Origin of the sequence: Streptomyces rhizoryzae (assembly GCF_023155275.1) — a bacterium.
GTDB lineage: Bacteria > Actinomycetota > Actinomycetes > Streptomycetales > Streptomycetaceae > Streptomyces > Streptomyces rhizoryzae.
The window spans coordinates 38,446-55,245 of record NZ_JALMUV010000026.1 but is presented as its reverse complement, the minus strand read 5'-3'; the positions used below and the strand labels follow the sequence as shown (position 1 = coordinate 55,245).

The window sequence follows — 16,800 nt, the reverse complement described above, 5'->3', positions numbered from 1 at the left end:
CCGGCCTACCGGCGCATGATCTCCGGCTCGTGGCGCCGCAGCAGCCGCAGGACCAGGAAGCAGAACAGCACCGAGAGCACCACCAGCATTCCCATGTCCAGCAGCCAGGGCCCGGCCGCGTGCCGGAACAGCGGGTCGGCGGTGAGCGGCCCCGGCTGGAGGCGGTGCAGGTCGACGGTGCCGCCCATGGCGGCGAACGCCCAGCGGGACGGCACCAGCCACGCCACCTGCTCCAGCACCGGCTTGCGCAGCGACTGGAGCGCACCGCAGAACACCACCTGCACGATGGCGAGGAGGACCAGCAGCGGCATGGTGACCTCCTCCTTGCGGACCAGCGCGGACACCAGCAGCCCCAGCGTCATCGCGGTGAACGCCAGCAGGGCCACCGCCAGTGTGATCTCCAGCAGCGGCGGCAGCAGCACCCCCGAGCCGCCCGGCGCGCCGAGCCGCACCCCGAACAGCGCGACCAGCGTCAGCACCACCGCCTGGACGACCGTGACCGTCCCCAGCACCAGGACCTTGGACATCAGATACGCCGTCCGGGACAGGCCCACCGCCCGTTCCCGCTGGTAGATCACTCGTTCCTTGACCAGCTCGCGGACCGCGTTGGCGGCGCCGGTCAGCACCGCCCCCACGCACAGCACCAGCAGCACCGTGGACGCACCGTTGCCGCCCCCGCCGGCCAGATTGCCGCCGCTGAGGCCGTGCGCCATCGCCCCCATCACGAACGGCAGCGCCACCATGATGATCAGAAACGTCCGGTCCGAGGACAGTGCCGCCGCGTACCGCCGCATCAGCGTCCACAGCTGGCCGCCCCAGCTCTGGGTGCGGCGGGGGGCCACCGGGGCGTGCGGCGCCGGGGCCGCGGGCGGCTGCCGGGTCTCGCCGGTGACGTAGCGGGGGTACAGCGGTGAGGCGCGGAACTCCCCGGCCCAGTCCCGGCCGCGGTCGTTCTCGAACGCCTCGAAGGCTTCCGGCCACTGGGCGAAGCCGAAGAACCCGAGCGCCTCGTCCGGCGGCCCGTAGTACGCGATGGTGCCGCCCGGCGCCAGCACCAGCAGCCGGTCGCAGACGTCCAGGCTCAGCACGCTGTGGGTGACCACGATGACGGTGCGGCCGCCGTCGGCCAGCCCGCGCAGCATGTGCATCACCGACCGGTCCATCCCCGGGTCCAGGCCCGAGGTCGGCTCGTCGAGGAAGAGCAGCGAGGGCTTGGTCAGCAGCTCCAGCGCCACGCTGACCCGCTTGCGCTGCCCGCCGGAGAGCTTGTGGATCGGCAGCGCGGCCCGTTCGACCAGGCCCAGTTCGCGGATCACCTCCTCGACCCGGGCGTCCCGTTCGGCCCGCGCGGTGTCCTCGGGGAACCGCAGCTCCGCCGCGTAGCTCAGCGCCCGGCGGACGGTCAGCTGGGTGTGCAGGATGTCGTCCTGCGGCACCAGGCCGATGCGGTGGCGCAGCTCGGCGTAGTCCCGGTAGAGGTCCCGGCCGTCGTAGAGCACGGTGCCCTCGTCGGCGGGCCGCAGGCCGGTCAGCGCGTTGAGCAGCGTGGACTTGCCGGCGCCGCTCGGCCCGATCACGGCCAGCAGCGACTTCTCGCCCACCGGGAACGACACCCCGCCCAGCAGGGACCTGCGCGCGGTGCCCTTGCCGACCCGCACGGTCAGGTCCTGGACGTCCAGCGACACCTCACCGGTGTCGACGAACTCCTCCAGCCGGTCGCCGACCAGCACGAACGCGGAGTGGCCGATGCCGATGACGTCACCGGAGCGCACCGGCGCGACGTCGACCGGCCGGCCGTTGAGGTAGGTGCCGTTGTGGCTGCCCAGGTCGGCCAGGACGTAGCCGTCAGGCCCGGACCGGAGTTCGGCGTGCCGCCGGGAGACCGCGAGGTCGTCGACGACCAGGTCGTTGTCGTCCGCCCGGCCGATCCGGGTGGTGCGCGCCGGGGGCAGCGGACGGACCGAGCTGGGCCGCCGGAAGGTGTGGGTGGCCGCCGGGTGGGAGACGGCGGAGGGGCGTCCGGCCGCGGTGCGGCGGGGGACGCCGCTGAGCACCGCGCACGGGCCGTCGGCGGGGTTGCCGAAGCGGATCACGCTGCCCGGGCCGACCCCGGAGCGCAGCACCCGGCGCCCGTCCGTGTACGTCCCGTTGGTGCTGCCCTCGTCCTCCACCAGCCAGTGGTCGCCGGTGGCGCGCAGCACCGCGTGGTGCCAGGAGACCCGCGCGTCGCTCAGCACGAGCTCGACCGCCGGGTCCCGGCCTACGTGGTACTCGTGGTCCGGTTCCAGTACCTGCGTGACGCCGCCGGACTCGACGAGGAGTTCGGGCGCGGTGGACGCATCCGGCCGCTCAGCCATATGTCAGATTTTACGGCGCATTACCCGCCCGCGCTTGTGGTCACGCATATGCGGAAGCCGCTGGTTACTCGCGCGGAACGGGAAAGGTCAACTATGGTGAGCGCCCCGATGAGCCCGCCCCGCGCATTCCGGGAAAACGCCTGACGTCCGATCCGCCGGCCGTTCGCCGCCGGTAACGGAACGGTACGCACCGCACCGCAGGGGCCACCGCACCACCGGGCCCGGGTTCCTTCTTATTCACCTACCTCGTGAAGGCAAGGCAGAGATGGCACGACTCGCGCGACAATCCTCCCGGCAATCCGCCCGGCAGCGTACTCATCCGGTGGACGAGGTACTGCCGTTCGGCAAACTCGCCCTCTACGGTTTCCAGCACGTCCTCGCCTTCTACGCCGCCGCCGTCATCGTCCCGATCATGCTCGGCAACGCGCTGGGGCTGTCCCGCACCGAACTCGTCTACCTCATCAACGCGGACCTGCTGACCTGCGGAATCGCCTCCATCATCCAGGCGTTGGGGATATGGCGGATAGGTGCCAGGCTGCCGCTGGTGCAGGGCGCCACCTTCACCGCGGTCTCCCCGATGATCGCCATCGGACTGGGCGCGGGCGGCGGCACCGCCGGACTGCTGGTGGTCTACGGCGCGGTCATCACCGCCGGTATCGCCACGTTCCTCTTCGCCCCGTTCTTCAGCAAGTTGGTGAAGTATTTCCCGCCGGTGGTCATCGGCACCATTCTCACCATCATCGGCCTCACCCTCATCCCGCAGGCCCTCCAGGACGCCGCGGGCGGCGCCCAGTTGACGGGCAAACCGGAATTCGGCGACCTGAAGAACCTCGGCTACGCGCTGGGCACCCTGCTGTTCATCCTGCTGCTCGTCCGCATCGGGAAGCCGGTGCTGAGCAGCATCGCGGTCCTGCTCGGACTGGTCGGCGGAACGGCCGTCGCCTGGCTGCTCGGGGACGCCGACTTCAGCGCCGTCAAGGACACCGACTGGTTCGGCGTCAGCACCCCGTTCCACTACGGCATGCCGGTCTTCGAACCGTTCCCGATCCTCGCGATGATCGTCGTCATGCTCATCACGATGGTGGAGACCACCGGCGACGTCTACGCCATCGGGGAGATCACCGGCAAGCCGGTCGGGAACGACACCGTGGCCCGCGCGCTGCGCGCCGACGGCGTCGCCACCGTCCTGGGCGGCCTGTTCAACTCCTTTCCCTATGTGGCCTTCGCGGAGAACATCGGCCTGGTGCGGATGACGAAGGTGATGAGCCGGTTCGTGGTGGTCGCGGCCGGCGGCTTCATGGTCGTGCTGGGCCTGCTGCCGAAGGCCGGTTCGGTGGTCGCCGCGATCCCGCACCCGGTGCTCGGCGGCGCGGCGCTGTCGATGTTCGGCATGGTCGCCGCGGTCGGCATCCAGATCCTCGGCAAGGTGGACCTGCGCGAGGAGCGCAACGCCCTGATCCTGGCGGTCAGTCTGGGCGCGGCGTTCCTGCCCACCGCCGTCGCGCCGTTCTTCGAGCGGATGCCGCAGGGCGTCCGCGCGGTGCTGGACAGCGGCATCACCCTCGGCGGCCTGACCGCGATCGTGCTCAACCTCGTCTTCAACGTCTTCACCCGCCGCCGGTCGGTGGAGATCGACTGGGACGAGTTCACCGACGACGAGGACGGCGCCGCGCCGGAGGGACCCGCGCCCGCCGGGCCGCCGCCGCACCCCCAGGGCGCGTACTGAACCCGGCCACCCCGGGACGGCGGACGCGGCGGCCGGGCCCCGCGCCGCCGTCCGGCCGCCTTCCGCCGCCTCAGTGCACGGAGTTGAACGGCGGCGCCTCGCCCGCTTCCCCGATCAGCTCCCAGAAGCGGTCCACCAGCCGCCGCAGGTACGCCGACCGCTCGGCCGCGATCTCCTTCAGCCGGGCGTCGGCGTTCCGCGCCACCACATGCCCCATGTACCGCTCGGCGAACTCCGCGAACTCCCCGTGCATCACCCGCAGTGCGTCGCCGACCCGGGTCCGGTTCAGCGTGGTGATCTCGGTGATCGGCGCGATGTGCGACTTCCAGCGGCCCTCGATGGCCGACCGCAGGTGGCCGGCCAGCTCCTCGACCCGCCCCATCACCCCGATCAGCTTCCGCAGCGACAGCCCCAGCGCCTCCACCAGAGCCTTGGTCTGCCGGTAGTCGCCGTACCACTCGTTGGCCGCCTCCGCCGCCCGGTACGTCTCCGGCGCCATCCCGACCAGCTGCGCCAGCCGCTCCACGCTCAGCTGCCGGGCCAGCCGGTGCTCGGCCAGGGTGCGCGGCTCCACGCCCATCAGCACCGCCGGCGGGCACCACAGCACATCGGCCAGGGCGAACAGCTGCGGTTCGGTGGGCACCAGGGAGCCGAACTCCCACGCCTCGATCGCCTCGGGGCGCACCGGGGCGCCGCACGCGGTCATGGACTGGGCGACCTGACCGGTGGTCAGACCGACCCGGGCCCGGGCGGACCGGGCCTGAGCGGGAGAGAACGGAACGCTGTTCACGTACGCGACACCTCGCTGCACCCGGTGGGCAAAGGGGTGCGGGCAGAGCGGAAGGGAGTGACGGGAGTGAAAGGAGTGGAGGGGGACATGGAGGAACGTCCAGGGGCGGGCAGATTAACAGATAGGCGAGAGGTACGAACCTCCAGCTCAGAACTCCCGTACCGGGTTATAGCCGAGGGAACGGCCCCTACCGGGCGGTAGCGCCCCTCGGGGCCGCCGCGAGGACCGGCCGTAATGAAGGTGTTACGTGGATGAAGGTGCGGTGTCACAGTGCTCGCAGAGGCTGGCGGATGCCGGTGGGCCTTGCCGAGCGGGGCCGGCCGGTGTACACCTGACATCCGGTCCTCCCCCCACGATCCGATCAGGATGGGACCCTTCCTATGCGATACGCGCTCGACCGCCCCCGCGCGGTCCGGAGCCCGAAGTCCGCCGCACCGGCCGCGCCCGCGCAGGCCGCACCGCACCGCGCCGCCCCCTCTTCCGCCGGGCGCAGACGCGGCCCCGCGCGCCCGCCGCGCCCCGTCCCGGCCCGGCGCACCGCCCCGCCGCGCGTCAACCGGCCACGCTGACCGCGCAGTTGCGCTGCTGGCTGTCATGACCCTGACAGGCAGTCCGGTGCCGCGGCGCCCACCCCACGACCGGCGCCCGCCCGCCTGACCGTCACTGTCCCGCACCCGCGCATCCGGAAGCCACCGGCCCGCACCACCACCCGGACCGACGGCCACCCCGACCCGCCACCGCCGGCGGGCGGTCGCTCCGCCCTGCCCGCGCACGGCGCACCGGGACCCGCCGTCCCCACCGGTCCGCGCCGGGGCTCCGCCTGCCGGAAACCAGAAAGGACCACCCCAGGTGCTCACTTCGCACCCCGCACACCCCCAGGGCTCACCCACGGCCCTGCTCGGCGGAACCGACCACCCCGCCCCCGGCCCCCACCCCGCCGGCCGCGTCCTCGTCATCGGCACCCCCGGGCCCCGCCTGGACCGCCTCACCCACACCCTCCGCACCACCGGCCACGACGTCAGCCAGGCCCCGCCCGGCGAGGCCGGACCCGGCGTCCGCCAGGCCGCCCCCGACGCCGTGGTCGCCCTCCACGAACCCGGCACCCACCCCGCCGGCCCCGACGTCATCCGCGCCGTCCGCACCGACCCCGCCGGCCGCGCCCTGCCCCTCCTCATGGTCACCGGCAGCGGCACCGCCGGCCGCACCGGCGCCGCCGACCTGCTCCGCCGGGGCGCCGACGACTGCATACCCGAGACCTCGGACCCCGACGAACTCTCCGCCCGCATCGAGGCCAAACTCCGCCGCGTCCCCGTCCCCGTCGAGCACCTGCTCCGCGACCCGCGCACCGGCCTGTACTCCCGCACCCACTTCCTCGACGAACTCGACCGCGAACTCCGGCGCCCCGAAGCCGCCCGGCACGGCGGCGTCCTCGCCGCCCTCGGCGTCGCCGAACTCGCCCTCCTGGAGGAGCGGTTCGGCCCCCGCGTCCGCCGCGAGACCGCCGAACGCCTCGCCGCCATCGCCGAACACCTCGGCGGCGCCTGCGACCTGCTCGGCCACGACGGCGACGGCCACCTGCTGATGCTGCTCCCCGGCATCGACGAGGACACCGCCCGCCGCGCCCTGGCCACCCTCGCCACCACCGCCGCCGGCACCCGCTTCGTCATCGCCGACGAGAACGTCCGCCTCACCCCCGCCATCGGCTGGCTCCCGCTCACCGAGGCCACCACCGCCGCCGACGCCGCGGACCGCGCCCGCGACGCCGCCCGCGAAGCCCTCCGCCACCGCGACCTGCGCCCCGTCCGCCACGCCCCCTGGATGCGCGAAGCCCCCCACCGGCACCGCCGCCCCCCGCTCCGCGCCCTGCTCCGCCCCGCGCTCCTCGCCCTCTCCCCGGTGCTGTCCCTGCTCCTCGGCATCGGTGTGCCGTTCGTCCTCTACCAGCAGGCGTACCGGGCCGGCTGGGACCTCGGCTCCGCCATGTACTGGGTGGTCGTCGCCGGACTCGTCCTCTCCGCGCTCCTGATCATCCTCGAATGCCTCTACGCCCTCGACGCCCCGCCCCGCCCCGAACGGCCCGGCGCCCCCTACCCGCCCGCCAGCGCCGTCATCGCCGCCTACCTCCCCAACGAGGCCGCCACCCTCGTCGACACCGTCGAGGCGTTCCTCCGCCAGGACTACCCCGGCGACCTGGAGATCGTCCTCGCCTACAACACCCCGCACCCCCTCCCCGTCGAGGACACCCTCCGCGCCCTCGCCGCCCGCGACCCCCGCCTCGTCCTGCTGCCCGTCGCCGGCTCCACCTCCAAGGCCCAGAACGTCAACGCCGCCGTCACCCGCGTCCGCGGCGAGTTCGTCGGCATCTTCGACGCCGACCACCACCCCGCCCCCGACGCCTTCCGGAACGCCTGGCACTGGCTCTCCCACGGCTACGACGTCGTCCAGGGCCACTGCGTCGTCCGCAACGGCGACAGCTCCCGCACCGCCCGCCTCGTCGCCGTCGAATTCGAGGCCATCTACGCCGTCAGCCACCCCGGCCGCACCCGGCTCCACGGCTTCGGCGTCTTCGGCGGCTCCAACGGCTTCTGGCGCACCGACCTCCTCGCCCGCACCCGCATGCACGGCTCGATGCTCACCGAGGACATCGACTCCACCCTGCGCGCCCTGACCACCGGCGCCCGCATCGCCGTCGACCGCACCCTGCTCTCCCGCGAACTGGCCCCCACCACCCTGACCGCCCTGTGGAACCAGCGCTCCCGCTGGGCCCAGGGCTGGCTCCAGGTCTCCCTCAAGCACCTCTGGACCGGCCTGCGCTCACCCGTCCTGACGGTACGTCAGAAGCTGGGGCTGCTCGCCCTCCTCGGCTGGCGCGAGATCCAGCCCTGGCTCACCCTCCAGATCCTCCCCGTCCTCGGCTACGCCGCCTGGAAGGCCGGCGGCCCCCAGCACCTCGACTGGGCCGTACCGCTCTGCGTCCTCGCCCTCCTCCTCACCCTCGGCGCCGGCCCCGTCCAGGCCCTCTTCGCCTGGCGCCTGGCCGTCCCCGAACTCCGCGCCCGCCGCCGCTGGTTCTGGTCCTACCTCCTGGTCTCGACCGTCTTCTACAGCCACTTCAAGAACATGGTCGCCCGCCAGGCCCACCTCAAGGAGGCCCTCGGCGACCGCCGCTGGCGCGTCACCCCCCGCGGCCGCACCACCACCGCAAAGGCCCACCGATGACCACCGCCACCGCCACCGCCCCGCCCGCAGCCCGGCCCGCCCCGCAGGCCCCGCACCGCCGCGCCCGCGACATCGACGGCCTCCGCGGCCTCGCCGCCCTCAGCACCGTCGCCTTCCACGTCTGGCAGCAGTACACCGCCTACGACGCCGCCGGCGCCCACCCACCCGTCGACAACCCCGCCCTCGACGCCCTGCTCTCCCTCGAAGTCATCGACCTCTTCTTCGTCCTCTCCGCCTTCCTGCTCACCCACTCCTACGCCCGCGCCGCCCTCGACGGCACCACCACCCGCCCGGCCCGCGCCTTCCTCTTCCGCCGCGCCGTCCGCATCCTCCCGCTCTACCTCCTCGCCGTCCTCACCGTCTGGGCCACCCGCAACCCCACCCTCCCCGGCGACTGGCGCGACCTCCTCGAACACCTCACCTTCACCCACGTCTTCGACCAGGACCGGATCTTCTACACCCTCGGCCCGACCTGGTCCCTCTCCCTGGAAGTCCTCTTCTACGCCGTCCTGGCCGCCCTCGGCCCGCTCGCCGTCCGCACCTGCCACCGGCTGCGCCACCGCCGCAGCCGGACCGCCCTCCTGCTCGGCGGCTGCCTCGCCCTCTACGCCGCACCGCTGGCCTGGATCACCGCCGCCCACTACGCCCTGGGCATCCCGCACACCGACTGGGTCGCCTACTTCGGTCCGCAGGCCCGCTTCGGCGGCTTCGCGGCCGGCATGGCCCTGGCGGTGCTGCTCGCCGCCCTCGGCGACCGCGGCCGGCTGCCCCGGCGCGCCGCACTGCCGCTCACCGCGCTCGCCCTGGCCGGCCTGTTCGCCCTCTCCCTCCGGTCCGACCCGGAGAGCTTCCCCTTCACCTACTACCATCCGATCGCCGCCGCCCTGTGGGCCCTGCTCCTCCTGAGCACCCTCCACGTCCGCCGGCGCACCGCCTGGAACCGCTTCCTGACCACCCGCCGGCTCACCGCCGTCGGCCTGATCAGCTACTCCCTCTTCATCTGGCACGAGCCGGTCATGCTCCTGCTGCACACCGCCGGACTGCTGCCGCCCGGCCCGGCCGGCTTCCCCTGGGCCCTGCTGATCGTCTTCCTCGCCGCACTCCCCGCGGCCGCCGCCAGCTACTGGCTCATCGAATACCCCGCGGGCCTGCTCGGGCGCCTGAGGGACGCCCGCGGCCGGCCCCGCGACTTCTACCCGGGTATCGCGGCCCCCTGACCGCACCGGCGGGCGCCGGACACCTCCCCCCGGACACCGGCGCCCGCCCCACCGGCCGGGCCCCCGGCCCCCAAGAAAAGCGCTCGGCCGCCGGAAGCGATCCGGCGGCCGAGCGGCACGGGAGACGGGCGCGGGGCACCCGGGCGGACTCAGCCCACGTGCACCCGCGGCCGCCGCCGCAGATCCGGCTCCGCCCGCCGCAGCACCTCCCGGGTGACCGGCGCCACCTCCCCGTCACCGAACACCAGGAACCGCAGCAGGTGGCTCAGCGGATGCCCCTCCGTCCAGTTGAAGTAGATGTGCGGCACCTGGCCCGTACGGTCCCGCAGCCGCATCAGCACCGCCGCCAGGGTGTTCGGCACCCCCGCGCCCTCCACCCGCAGGATCCGCGTCCCGTACCGCTCCACCCCGTGCACGTGCAGCTCCGCGGTGAAGTCCGACGAGTCCTCGACCAGCACCTCCAGGAACAGCACCGGCCCGCCGTCGGGGATGTGCGTCTCCTCCCGCTGGCTGTACTCCTTCTCCCGGTAGTCCTCGGCGTCCTGCTCCTGCGGCTCGTTGGCGATCACCCGCAGCGGCCCCGCCGCCATCGCCTCCTCGATCAGCCGCTCCGCCGTCGCGTCGAACACCACGTCCGCGGCCCGCAGCTCGAACGCCCGGTGCACCCGCGACGCGAACGAGGTCAGCAGGATCCCCAGGATGAACAGCAGCGCGATCTTCAAACCGTCCGGCCGCTCGATCACATTCGTGACCAGCGTGTACCCGAACACCAAGGTGATCGCCCCGAACCCGACGGCCGCGCCCCGGTGCCCGCGGTGCCGCGCCGCCACCGTCGACGCGAACGACGCCGACAGCATCAGCACCAGCACACCCGTCGCGTACGCCCCGCTCTGGCCGTCCACACTCGCGTCGAACACGATCGTGATCCCGAACGCGATCGCCAGGAAGATCAGCACCAGCGGCCGCACCGCACGGGTCCACTCCGGCGCCATGCCGTACCGCGGCAGATACCGCGGGACGAGGTTCAGCAGCCCCGCCATCGCCGACGCCCCCGCGAACCACAGGATCGCGATCGTCGAGATGTCGTAGACCGTGCCGAACGCCTCACCCAGGTGCTGGTGCGCCAGATACGCCAGCGCCCGCCCGTTCGCCGCGCCGCCCGCCGCGAACTCCTTCTGCGGGATCAGGATCGTGGTCGCCAGACTCGACAGCAGCAGGAAACCACTCATGATCAGCGCAGCGGTGGTCAGCAGCCGCCGGGTGTCCCGGATCCGGCCCGCCGGCTTCTCCGCCGTGTCGCCCGCGCCACCACGCACCTGCGGCATCACCGCCACACCGGTCTCGAAACCGGACATGCCCAGCGCCAGCTTCGGGAAGACCAGCAGCGCCACCCCGACCACCGCCAGCGGCGACGAATGCTGCGCGGTCATCGCGTCCCACCAGTTGCCGATCGCCACCGGGTGCGACAGCACCTGCCACGCCGACGTGGCCAGCACCACCACATTGAGCACCAGGTAGACGCCCACCAGCGCCACCGCGATGCCGATCGCCTCCCGGAAGCCCTTGAGGAAGACGGCCCCGAGCGCTGCGAGCAGCACCAGCGTGATCCACAGGTTCGCACCGTGCAGCGCCGCCGGGGCGAAAGGATTCTCCACCACATGGGCCGAGGCGTCCGCCGCCGACAGCGTCATCGTGATCACGAAGTCCGTGGCCGCGAACCCCAGCAGCACCAGCACCAGGAGCTTCCCCGCCCACCAGGGCAGCAGCCGCTCCAGCATCGCGATCGAACCCTCGCCGTGCGGGCTCTCCTTGGCCACCCGCCGGTAGACGGGCAGCGCGCCCAGCAGCGTCAGCGCGATCAGCACCAGCGTCGCGAACGGCGACAGCAGCCCCGCCGCCAGCGCCGCGATACCCGGCTGGTACCCGAGCGTCGAGAAGTAGTCGACACCCGTCAGGCACATCACCCGCCACCACGAGTGCCCCTTGTGCTCGGCGGGCGGCGTCCCGTGCGGCCCGGGGTGGCGGGCACGCTGCTCGCTGAGTCCGTCCAGCAGCCAGGACCGCCACCTCGGTGCGGCGGCGGCGGGCGGCGGAGTGGGGTCCACCTGCGTACTGGTCATGCGGCCACGTCCTGCCGATCGTCATTCATCCATCCCCGCGCCTGAGGGCGGGGTGGGGGGTTGGTTGGGGGGTTGGTCGGGGTCGGGGTCGGGAGTTGGAGGTCGGGGGTGAGGTCGGGGGCGGGACGGGCTCCGAGGCCGACGGTTCGTGCCGCCGGTTCGTCCTGCCGGTAGGTCTTGTCGGCTCGTCCCGTCGGTACGTCCTGGCGGACGACCGCTCGGCCCGGTGCCGCTGCCCGGTCGGTTGCCCGCCCGGTCCCGGCCCACGCCTCGAAGCCCCGGCCCGCACCCGACGGCGGCACCGCCGTCGCGTCCAGGCCCTGCGCCCCGGGCCTGCGCACCGCGCGGCCCGCGCCGTGCGCGGAACCCGGAGAACGGAGAACGGAGAACAAGGAGTCAGGAAAACGAAACGGATGAGCGGTACGACCGCCGGGCCACCGCCTCGACGACGCCAGGCACGAACCCGCTTCCCACCCGTCTGTTGCTATCTGTCCCCTTTCGCTCCTCGTGTGCCCGGGAACCCGGGCGACGAGGAGCGAGTATGCAACACATACCCCGCACCCCCCACCCCCAGGGGCGCGTCCGGAACCATCCGGCACCCGGCCCCCGCGTCAGGAACACGTCAGAATCCCCCCGCCCCGCGTACACACGACGTCAATTTCCCGGCCAACCCGCGTACCGACCCCCTGCCCCGCGCACCCTGTCCCCAGACCCTTCCCCCACACGCCCCTGCCACCAGGCCGCCCGCCGGCCGGCACCGGATCGCCCGCCCCGGACGCCAGACCGCCCCCACCCGTACCGGAGCCCCGCGCCGGGGCCGGCCCCAGGAGGTGCCCATGGCCACCCTCCAGCACCCCACCCCCACCCCCACGCCCGCCCCGGCCTCCGAGCCCGCCCGGAACGCCCCGGCCACCGCCGGCAGCCCGGCCGCCCGCGGACCCGGGATCGGGCACGCCGGGCCCGGTGCGCCGCCTGCTGCCCGCACGGGCCGTGCCGCGCCCCGCGCGGACGAGTTGGGGCGCGACCTCGCGCTGCCGGTCGGGGCCGCCGTGGCCGCCGTCGCGGTGACGGCCCTGCTGGTCACCGGACAGGCCGCCCACCTCACGTTCTCGCTCGCCGCCTTCGCGCTGCTGACCGTCGCCGTCACGGCGGCGGCCCGGCTCCGCCTGGTCCCGGCCGTCGTCCTCGTCTCCTGGATGTTCTTCGACGGCTTCGTGGTGCACCAGCGCGCGGAACTGGCCTGGCACCAGGCCGACCGCGCCAGCTTCTGGGTGCTCGCCGCGGCGGGGCTGGCAGGGGCGGTGTGCGCGGGGGTGGCGCGGGTGCTCCGGGCCGGGCGGGTGGCGAGGGCGGTTCGCGCCCGGGGCAGGTCCGCGTAGGGCGCGAACCGCCCCGGGCGCGCTCACAGCGTTCGGCCGTGGCTCCCGGGGGCTCGGCACTCGTGGCGCAGGCGCGGTGGCTCGCCCCGGGCGGCCGGGGTCAGTGGCGGCAGCGGGGGCACGTGTGGTGGCGGTGGCGGCGGGTGTGGCGGCAGGGGTGGGGGGTGCGTTTGCGGGAGGAGGCGCAGAGAAGGCCGAGGCCGGTGCCCAGCATCCAGACGTCCTTGGCCAGCGGGATGCCGTTCTGGGTGGGGCGGAGGCTGCCCGGTTCGCGCATCCCGGGGAGCCGGAGGTAGAGGCCGACCAGTCCGCCCGCGAAGCCGGTCAGGGCCAGGCCCGCCAGCCGGGTCGGGACGAGCGGGGCGAGCAGGGCGCCGCCGATGGCGATCTCCGAGGCCGCCAGCAAACGGGTGAACCGTTCGGGGGGCAGTTTCGCCAGGAACGGGTACGCCGTGCTGGCCATGCCGTGTACGGATTCCGCCGTCTGCCGGTCCGCGCCCCACTTGGTCAGCCCGGAGTTCAGGATGAACGCGCCGGTGGTGAGGCGGGGGGCGATGTCGCGGGGTTCGAGCACCTTCAGCATCTGGGGCCTCCTGAGTCGTGCGGACGGGCTGCCTGGGGGCTCTGCGGGGCGGGGGTCCGGCGGCAGCCGTACCGAGCCGTACCGGGGCCCCGCCGGCGGTACCCGGACCGCCGTACCCCGCCCGGCCCGGCCTCCGAGCGGCGGTGGTGGCCGGGGCTGCCGGGGCTGGTGGTTGCCGGGGGCGGCCGGGGCGGTGGTGGGCGGCCCTTCGGTCGAGGTTAGCCAGGGGCGGGTGGGGGTGCATCCGGGGCGCGGGGCCGCGGGGCGGGGGTCACCGGGCCGGTTCGTCCCATTGGTCGAGGAGGGTGTCGATGCCGTCGTCCGCGGGGCCGCCCGAGGGGCCCACGTCGTCGAGGGACTGCTCGGTCCAGATGACCTTGCCGCCGGGGGTGTAGCGCGTCCCCCACCGCTGGGCGAACTGGGCAACCAGGAACAGTCCGCGCCCGCCCTCGTCGGTGGTGGCGGCCCGCCGCAGGTGCGGGGAGGCGCTGGTGCCGTCGGAGACCTCGCAGATCAGGGCGCGGTCGTACAGGAGGCGAACGCGGATGGGCTGGGCGCCGTAGCGGATGGCGTTGGTGATCAGTTCGCTGAGGATCAGCTCGGTGGTGAAGCCGGCCTCGGCCAGCCCCCATGTCTCCAGGGTCCGCATGCAGGCGGAGCGGATCGGGCCGACGGCCGCGGGGTCGGAGGGCACGTCCCACTCGGCGACCCGGTCCGGGTCGAGCAGGCGCGTACGGGCCACCAGCAGGGCGATGTCGTCGCTGGGGTGCTCGGGCAGCATGGCGTCCAGGACGGCGGTGCAGGTCTCCTCCGGGTCGCGGTGCGGACCGGCCACGAGGGTGCGGCGCAGCAGGGTCAGGCCGGTGTCGATATCGCGGTCGCGGTCCTCGATGAGCCCGTCGGTGTACAGGACGAGCCGGGAGCCCTCGGGGAGGACGAGTTCGCTGGTTTCGACGGGCATGCCGCCGCCCAGGCCGAGCGGCGGGGCGACCGGTACGTCGGGGAAGGACACCGTTCCGTCGGGGCGGATCACGGCCGGGCCGGGGTGGCCGGCGCGGGCCAGGGTGACGCAGCCGCCGACCGGGTCGTAGATGGCGTAGAGGCAGGTGGCGCCGGTGATGCCGGCGCCGCCGTCACCGACCAGGGATTCGTCCAGGGGCTCCGCCGGGCCGCCCGGTGCGCCGAGGGGCGGGCCGTCCGGTGCGCCGAGGGGGTCTCCGTCCGGTGAATCGTGGGGCGGCCCCTCCGGCGGGCTGTCGGGCGGGTCCCCCGACGGCCCGGCGGGCGGGCCCTTCGGTGAGCCGTCCGCGGGGCGGTCCGGGCGGCCGGACCGTCCGGGCCGCGGCCCCGGCGCCCCGTGCGACGGTCCGCCCGGGGCTCCGGGCGGCGCGTGGGGGAGTGGGGGGACGGCGGCGTCGGACCACTCGGAGCCGGCTTCGTCGGTGTCGATGTGGCTGACCAGTTCGTCGAGGTGGCCGAGGAGTTCGTCGGGGGGCAGGTCGAGGGCGGAGAAGTTCAGGACGGCGGTGCGCAGCCGGCCCATGGTGGCGGCGGCGTGCAGGCCGTGGCCGACGACGTCGCCGACGACCAGGGCGACCCGGGCGCCGGGGAGCGGGATGAGGTCGAACCAGTCGCCGCCGACACCGGCCCGGGCGGGCAGGTAGCGGTGGGCCACCTCCAGGGCGGACTGCGCGGGCAGGGCGCGCGGCAGCAGGCTGCGCTGGAGGGTGATGGTGGTGGCGTGCTCGCGGGTGTAGCGGCGGGCGTTGTCGATGGAGACCGCGGCCCGCGCGGCCAGCTCCTCGGCGAACGAGAGGTCCTCCGCGCCGAACGGTTCGGAGGCCCCGCCCCGCCAGAAGTTGGCCAGCCCCAGCACCACGCCGCGGGACCGCAGCGGTACGGCGATCAGGCAGCGGATGCCGTTGTCGAGGATGCGCTGGGTGTCGGCGGGTTCCTGGGCGCGCCAGGCGTGTTCGGCGCTCAGGTCGGGGATGAGGACCGGGCGGGCCTCGGCGATGCCTTCGGCGATCGGGCTGCCGGGGGCGAAGCGGACCTGCTCGCCGACGCGGTAGACGGCGGAGTCCTCGGGGACGCCGCGGACCGCCAGCCGCCGCATCGGGCCGTGCCCGCCGTCCGGTTCGTCGCCGCGCAGGACGGGTTCCAGCAGTTCGACGGAGACCACGTCGGCGAAGCGGGGGACCGCGACCTCGGCCAGCTCCCGCGCGGTGCGGGCGATGTCGAGGGTGCTGCCGATCCGCATGCCCGCGTCGTAGAGCAGCTTCAGCCGCCGCTGGGCGACCTCGGCCCGGCCGGTCAGGGCCTGGAGTTCGGTGGTGTCGCGGAGGGTGACGGCGGAGCCCGGGGGGCCGCCGTAGGGGCCGGTGGGGCGGATGTTCACCGCGAGCAGCCGGTCGCCGGCGGGGTGCACCTCGTCGGTGGCGGCGCGCCCGGAGGCCAGCAGGGCGGTGAGCTCCGGTCCCAGGCCGAGGGTGGTGACCCGGCGGCCCTCGGCGTCGTCGGGGAGGGCGAGGAGGCGGCGCGCCTCGTCGTTGGCGAGGACCAGCCGGCCGTCGCTGCCGAGGATCAGGACGCCTTCGCGGACGGCGTGCAGGACGGCGTCGTGGTGGTCGTACATCCGGGTCATCTCGGCCGGGTCCAGGCCGTGGGTCTGCCGTCGCAGCCGGCGGCTGACCAGGGCGGCGCCGAGGCCGCCGACGACCAGGGCGCCGGCCGCGCTGCCGATCAGCAGCGGCAGCCGCTGGAGCGCCCACTCGTCGGTCCGCTGGACCTTGATGCCGGCGGCGACCAGGCCGACGACGGTGCCGCGGGAGCTGCGGACGGGCACGGTGGTGTCGACCGCGCGGCCGAAGGCGGAGGTGGAGGTGGAGGTGACGGTGCGGCCGGCGAGCGCGGGGCCGTAGCCGCCGGGGACGCGCTTGCCGATCAGTTTCGGGTCGGGGTGGGTCCAGCGGATGCCGGTGGGGCTGAACGCGACGAGGTAGTCGAGGCCGGCTTCCTTGCGGGCGTCCTCGGCGCGGGGCTGGAGCCGGGCGGTGGGGTCGGCGGACTGCATCGCGGCCGCGGTGCCGGGGGCGTGGGCGAACGCGCGGGCGGCGACCGCCGAGCGCTGCTTGGCCTCCGCCAGGCTCGCCTGCCGGGCCTGGAGCGCGAGGGTCGCGCCGGCGGCGACCACCAGCAGCGCGACGAGGGCCAGCTGGAGGACGAGCACCTGGCCCGCGACGCTGTGCGCGCTCGGCACCGAGCGAAGACGACGCCGGTCATCACCTTTTCGCCCGAAATTTTCCATCACGCGCCATATTTAGCATTGTGCGCCCCTGGGGGGCGGTCGGCTGCGCCATAAGACCATAAGGGTTCCTTTTGGTAACGGAAAGGTCTCTTATGGGGCCTG

At 74.1% G+C, this 16,800-nt stretch carries 9 protein-coding genes; 4 read left to right on the top strand and 5 right to left on the bottom strand.

Annotated elements, in window-relative coordinates; translation table 11 throughout:
* Positions 1-5 precede the first annotated feature (5 nt).
* Positions 6-2,357, bottom strand: a complete 2,352-nt coding sequence (locus MUU72_RS20835) for an FHA domain-containing protein (protein ID WP_248014848.1) — start codon at positions 2,355-2,357, stop codon at positions 6-8.
* 265 nt (positions 2,358-2,622) lie between these two features.
* On the opposite strand from MUU72_RS20835, the gene MUU72_RS20830 reads away from it, so the two are divergent.
* Positions 2,623-4,083, top strand: coding sequence for a nucleobase:cation symporter-2 family protein (locus tag MUU72_RS20830; RefSeq protein WP_248014847.1), 1,461 nt, complete (start codon positions 2,623-2,625; stop codon positions 4,081-4,083).
* A 70-nt stretch (positions 4,084-4,153) separates the two neighbouring features.
* Here the strand turns inward: MUU72_RS20830 and MUU72_RS20825 are convergent, their stop codons facing one another.
* On the bottom strand, positions 4,154-4,789 hold the full coding sequence (locus tag MUU72_RS20825; protein ID WP_248014895.1) for a transcriptional regulator: 636 nt from the start codon (positions 4,787-4,789) through the stop codon (positions 4,154-4,156).
* 933 nt (positions 4,790-5,722) lie between these two features.
* Between MUU72_RS20825 and MUU72_RS20820 the strand changes: the two genes are divergently transcribed.
* Together MUU72_RS20820 and MUU72_RS20815 are read left to right on the top strand one after the other, a co-directional pair.
* Positions 5,723-8,092, top strand: coding sequence for a glycosyltransferase (locus MUU72_RS20820; protein ID WP_308403842.1), 2,370 nt, complete (start codon positions 5,723-5,725; stop codon positions 8,090-8,092).
* Positions 8,089-9,309: an acyltransferase family protein gene (locus MUU72_RS20815; protein WP_248014845.1), complete on the top strand. Its 1,221-nt coding sequence runs from the start codon at positions 8,089-8,091 to the stop codon at positions 9,307-9,309. The genes MUU72_RS20820 and MUU72_RS20815 overlap by 4 nt, the downstream gene beginning before the upstream one ends.
* A 149-nt stretch (positions 9,310-9,458) precedes the next feature.
* Here MUU72_RS20815 and MUU72_RS20810 read toward each other — a convergent pair whose 3' ends face one another.
* Positions 9,459-11,429 (bottom strand): APC family permease, encoded by a 1,971-nt coding sequence (locus MUU72_RS20810; protein ID WP_248014844.1) that lies wholly within the window; start codon positions 11,427-11,429, stop codon positions 9,459-9,461.
* Between the two features lie 836 nt (positions 11,430-12,265).
* Between MUU72_RS20810 and MUU72_RS35355 the strand changes: the two genes are divergently transcribed.
* Complete coding sequence (locus MUU72_RS35355; RefSeq protein ID WP_282504371.1) at positions 12,266-12,808, top strand: hypothetical protein; 543 nt, start codon at positions 12,266-12,268, stop codon at positions 12,806-12,808.
* Between the two features lie 100 nt (positions 12,809-12,908).
* Here the strand turns inward: MUU72_RS35355 and MUU72_RS20800 are convergent, their stop codons facing one another.
* Complete coding sequence (locus MUU72_RS20800) at positions 12,909-13,391, bottom strand: hypothetical protein (protein WP_248014843.1); 483 nt, start codon at positions 13,389-13,391, stop codon at positions 12,909-12,911.
* 271 nt (positions 13,392-13,662) lie between these two features.
* Positions 13,663-16,650: a SpoIIE family protein phosphatase gene (locus tag MUU72_RS20795; protein WP_248014842.1), complete on the bottom strand. Its 2,988-nt coding sequence runs from the start codon at positions 16,648-16,650 to the stop codon at positions 13,663-13,665.
* Positions 16,651-16,800: the final 150 nt, after the last annotated feature.

Bases quoted from the DNA above. Each gene is read 5' to 3' on its own strand.
- MUU72_RS20835 (WP_248014848.1), bottom strand. From the start codon at position 2,357: ATGGCTGAGCGGCCGGATGCGTCCACCGCGCCCGAACTCCTCGTCGAG.
- MUU72_RS20830 (WP_248014847.1), top strand. From the start codon at position 2,623: ATGGCACGACTCGCGCGACAATCCTCCCGGCAATCCGCCCGGCAGCGT.
- MUU72_RS20825 (WP_248014895.1), bottom strand. From the start codon at position 4,789: ATGACCGCGTGCGGCGCCCCGGTGCGCCCCGAGGCGATCGAGGCGTGG.
- MUU72_RS20815 (WP_248014845.1), top strand. From the start codon at position 8,089: ATGACCACCGCCACCGCCACCGCCCCGCCCGCAGCCCGGCCCGCCCCG.
- MUU72_RS20810 (WP_248014844.1), bottom strand. From the start codon at position 11,429: ATGACCAGTACGCAGGTGGACCCCACTCCGCCGCCCGCCGCCGCCGCA.
- MUU72_RS35355 (WP_282504371.1), top strand. From the start codon at position 12,266: ATGGCCACCCTCCAGCACCCCACCCCCACCCCCACGCCCGCCCCGGCC.
- MUU72_RS20800 (WP_248014843.1), bottom strand. From the start codon at position 13,391: ATGCTGAAGGTGCTCGAACCCCGCGACATCGCCCCCCGCCTCACCACC.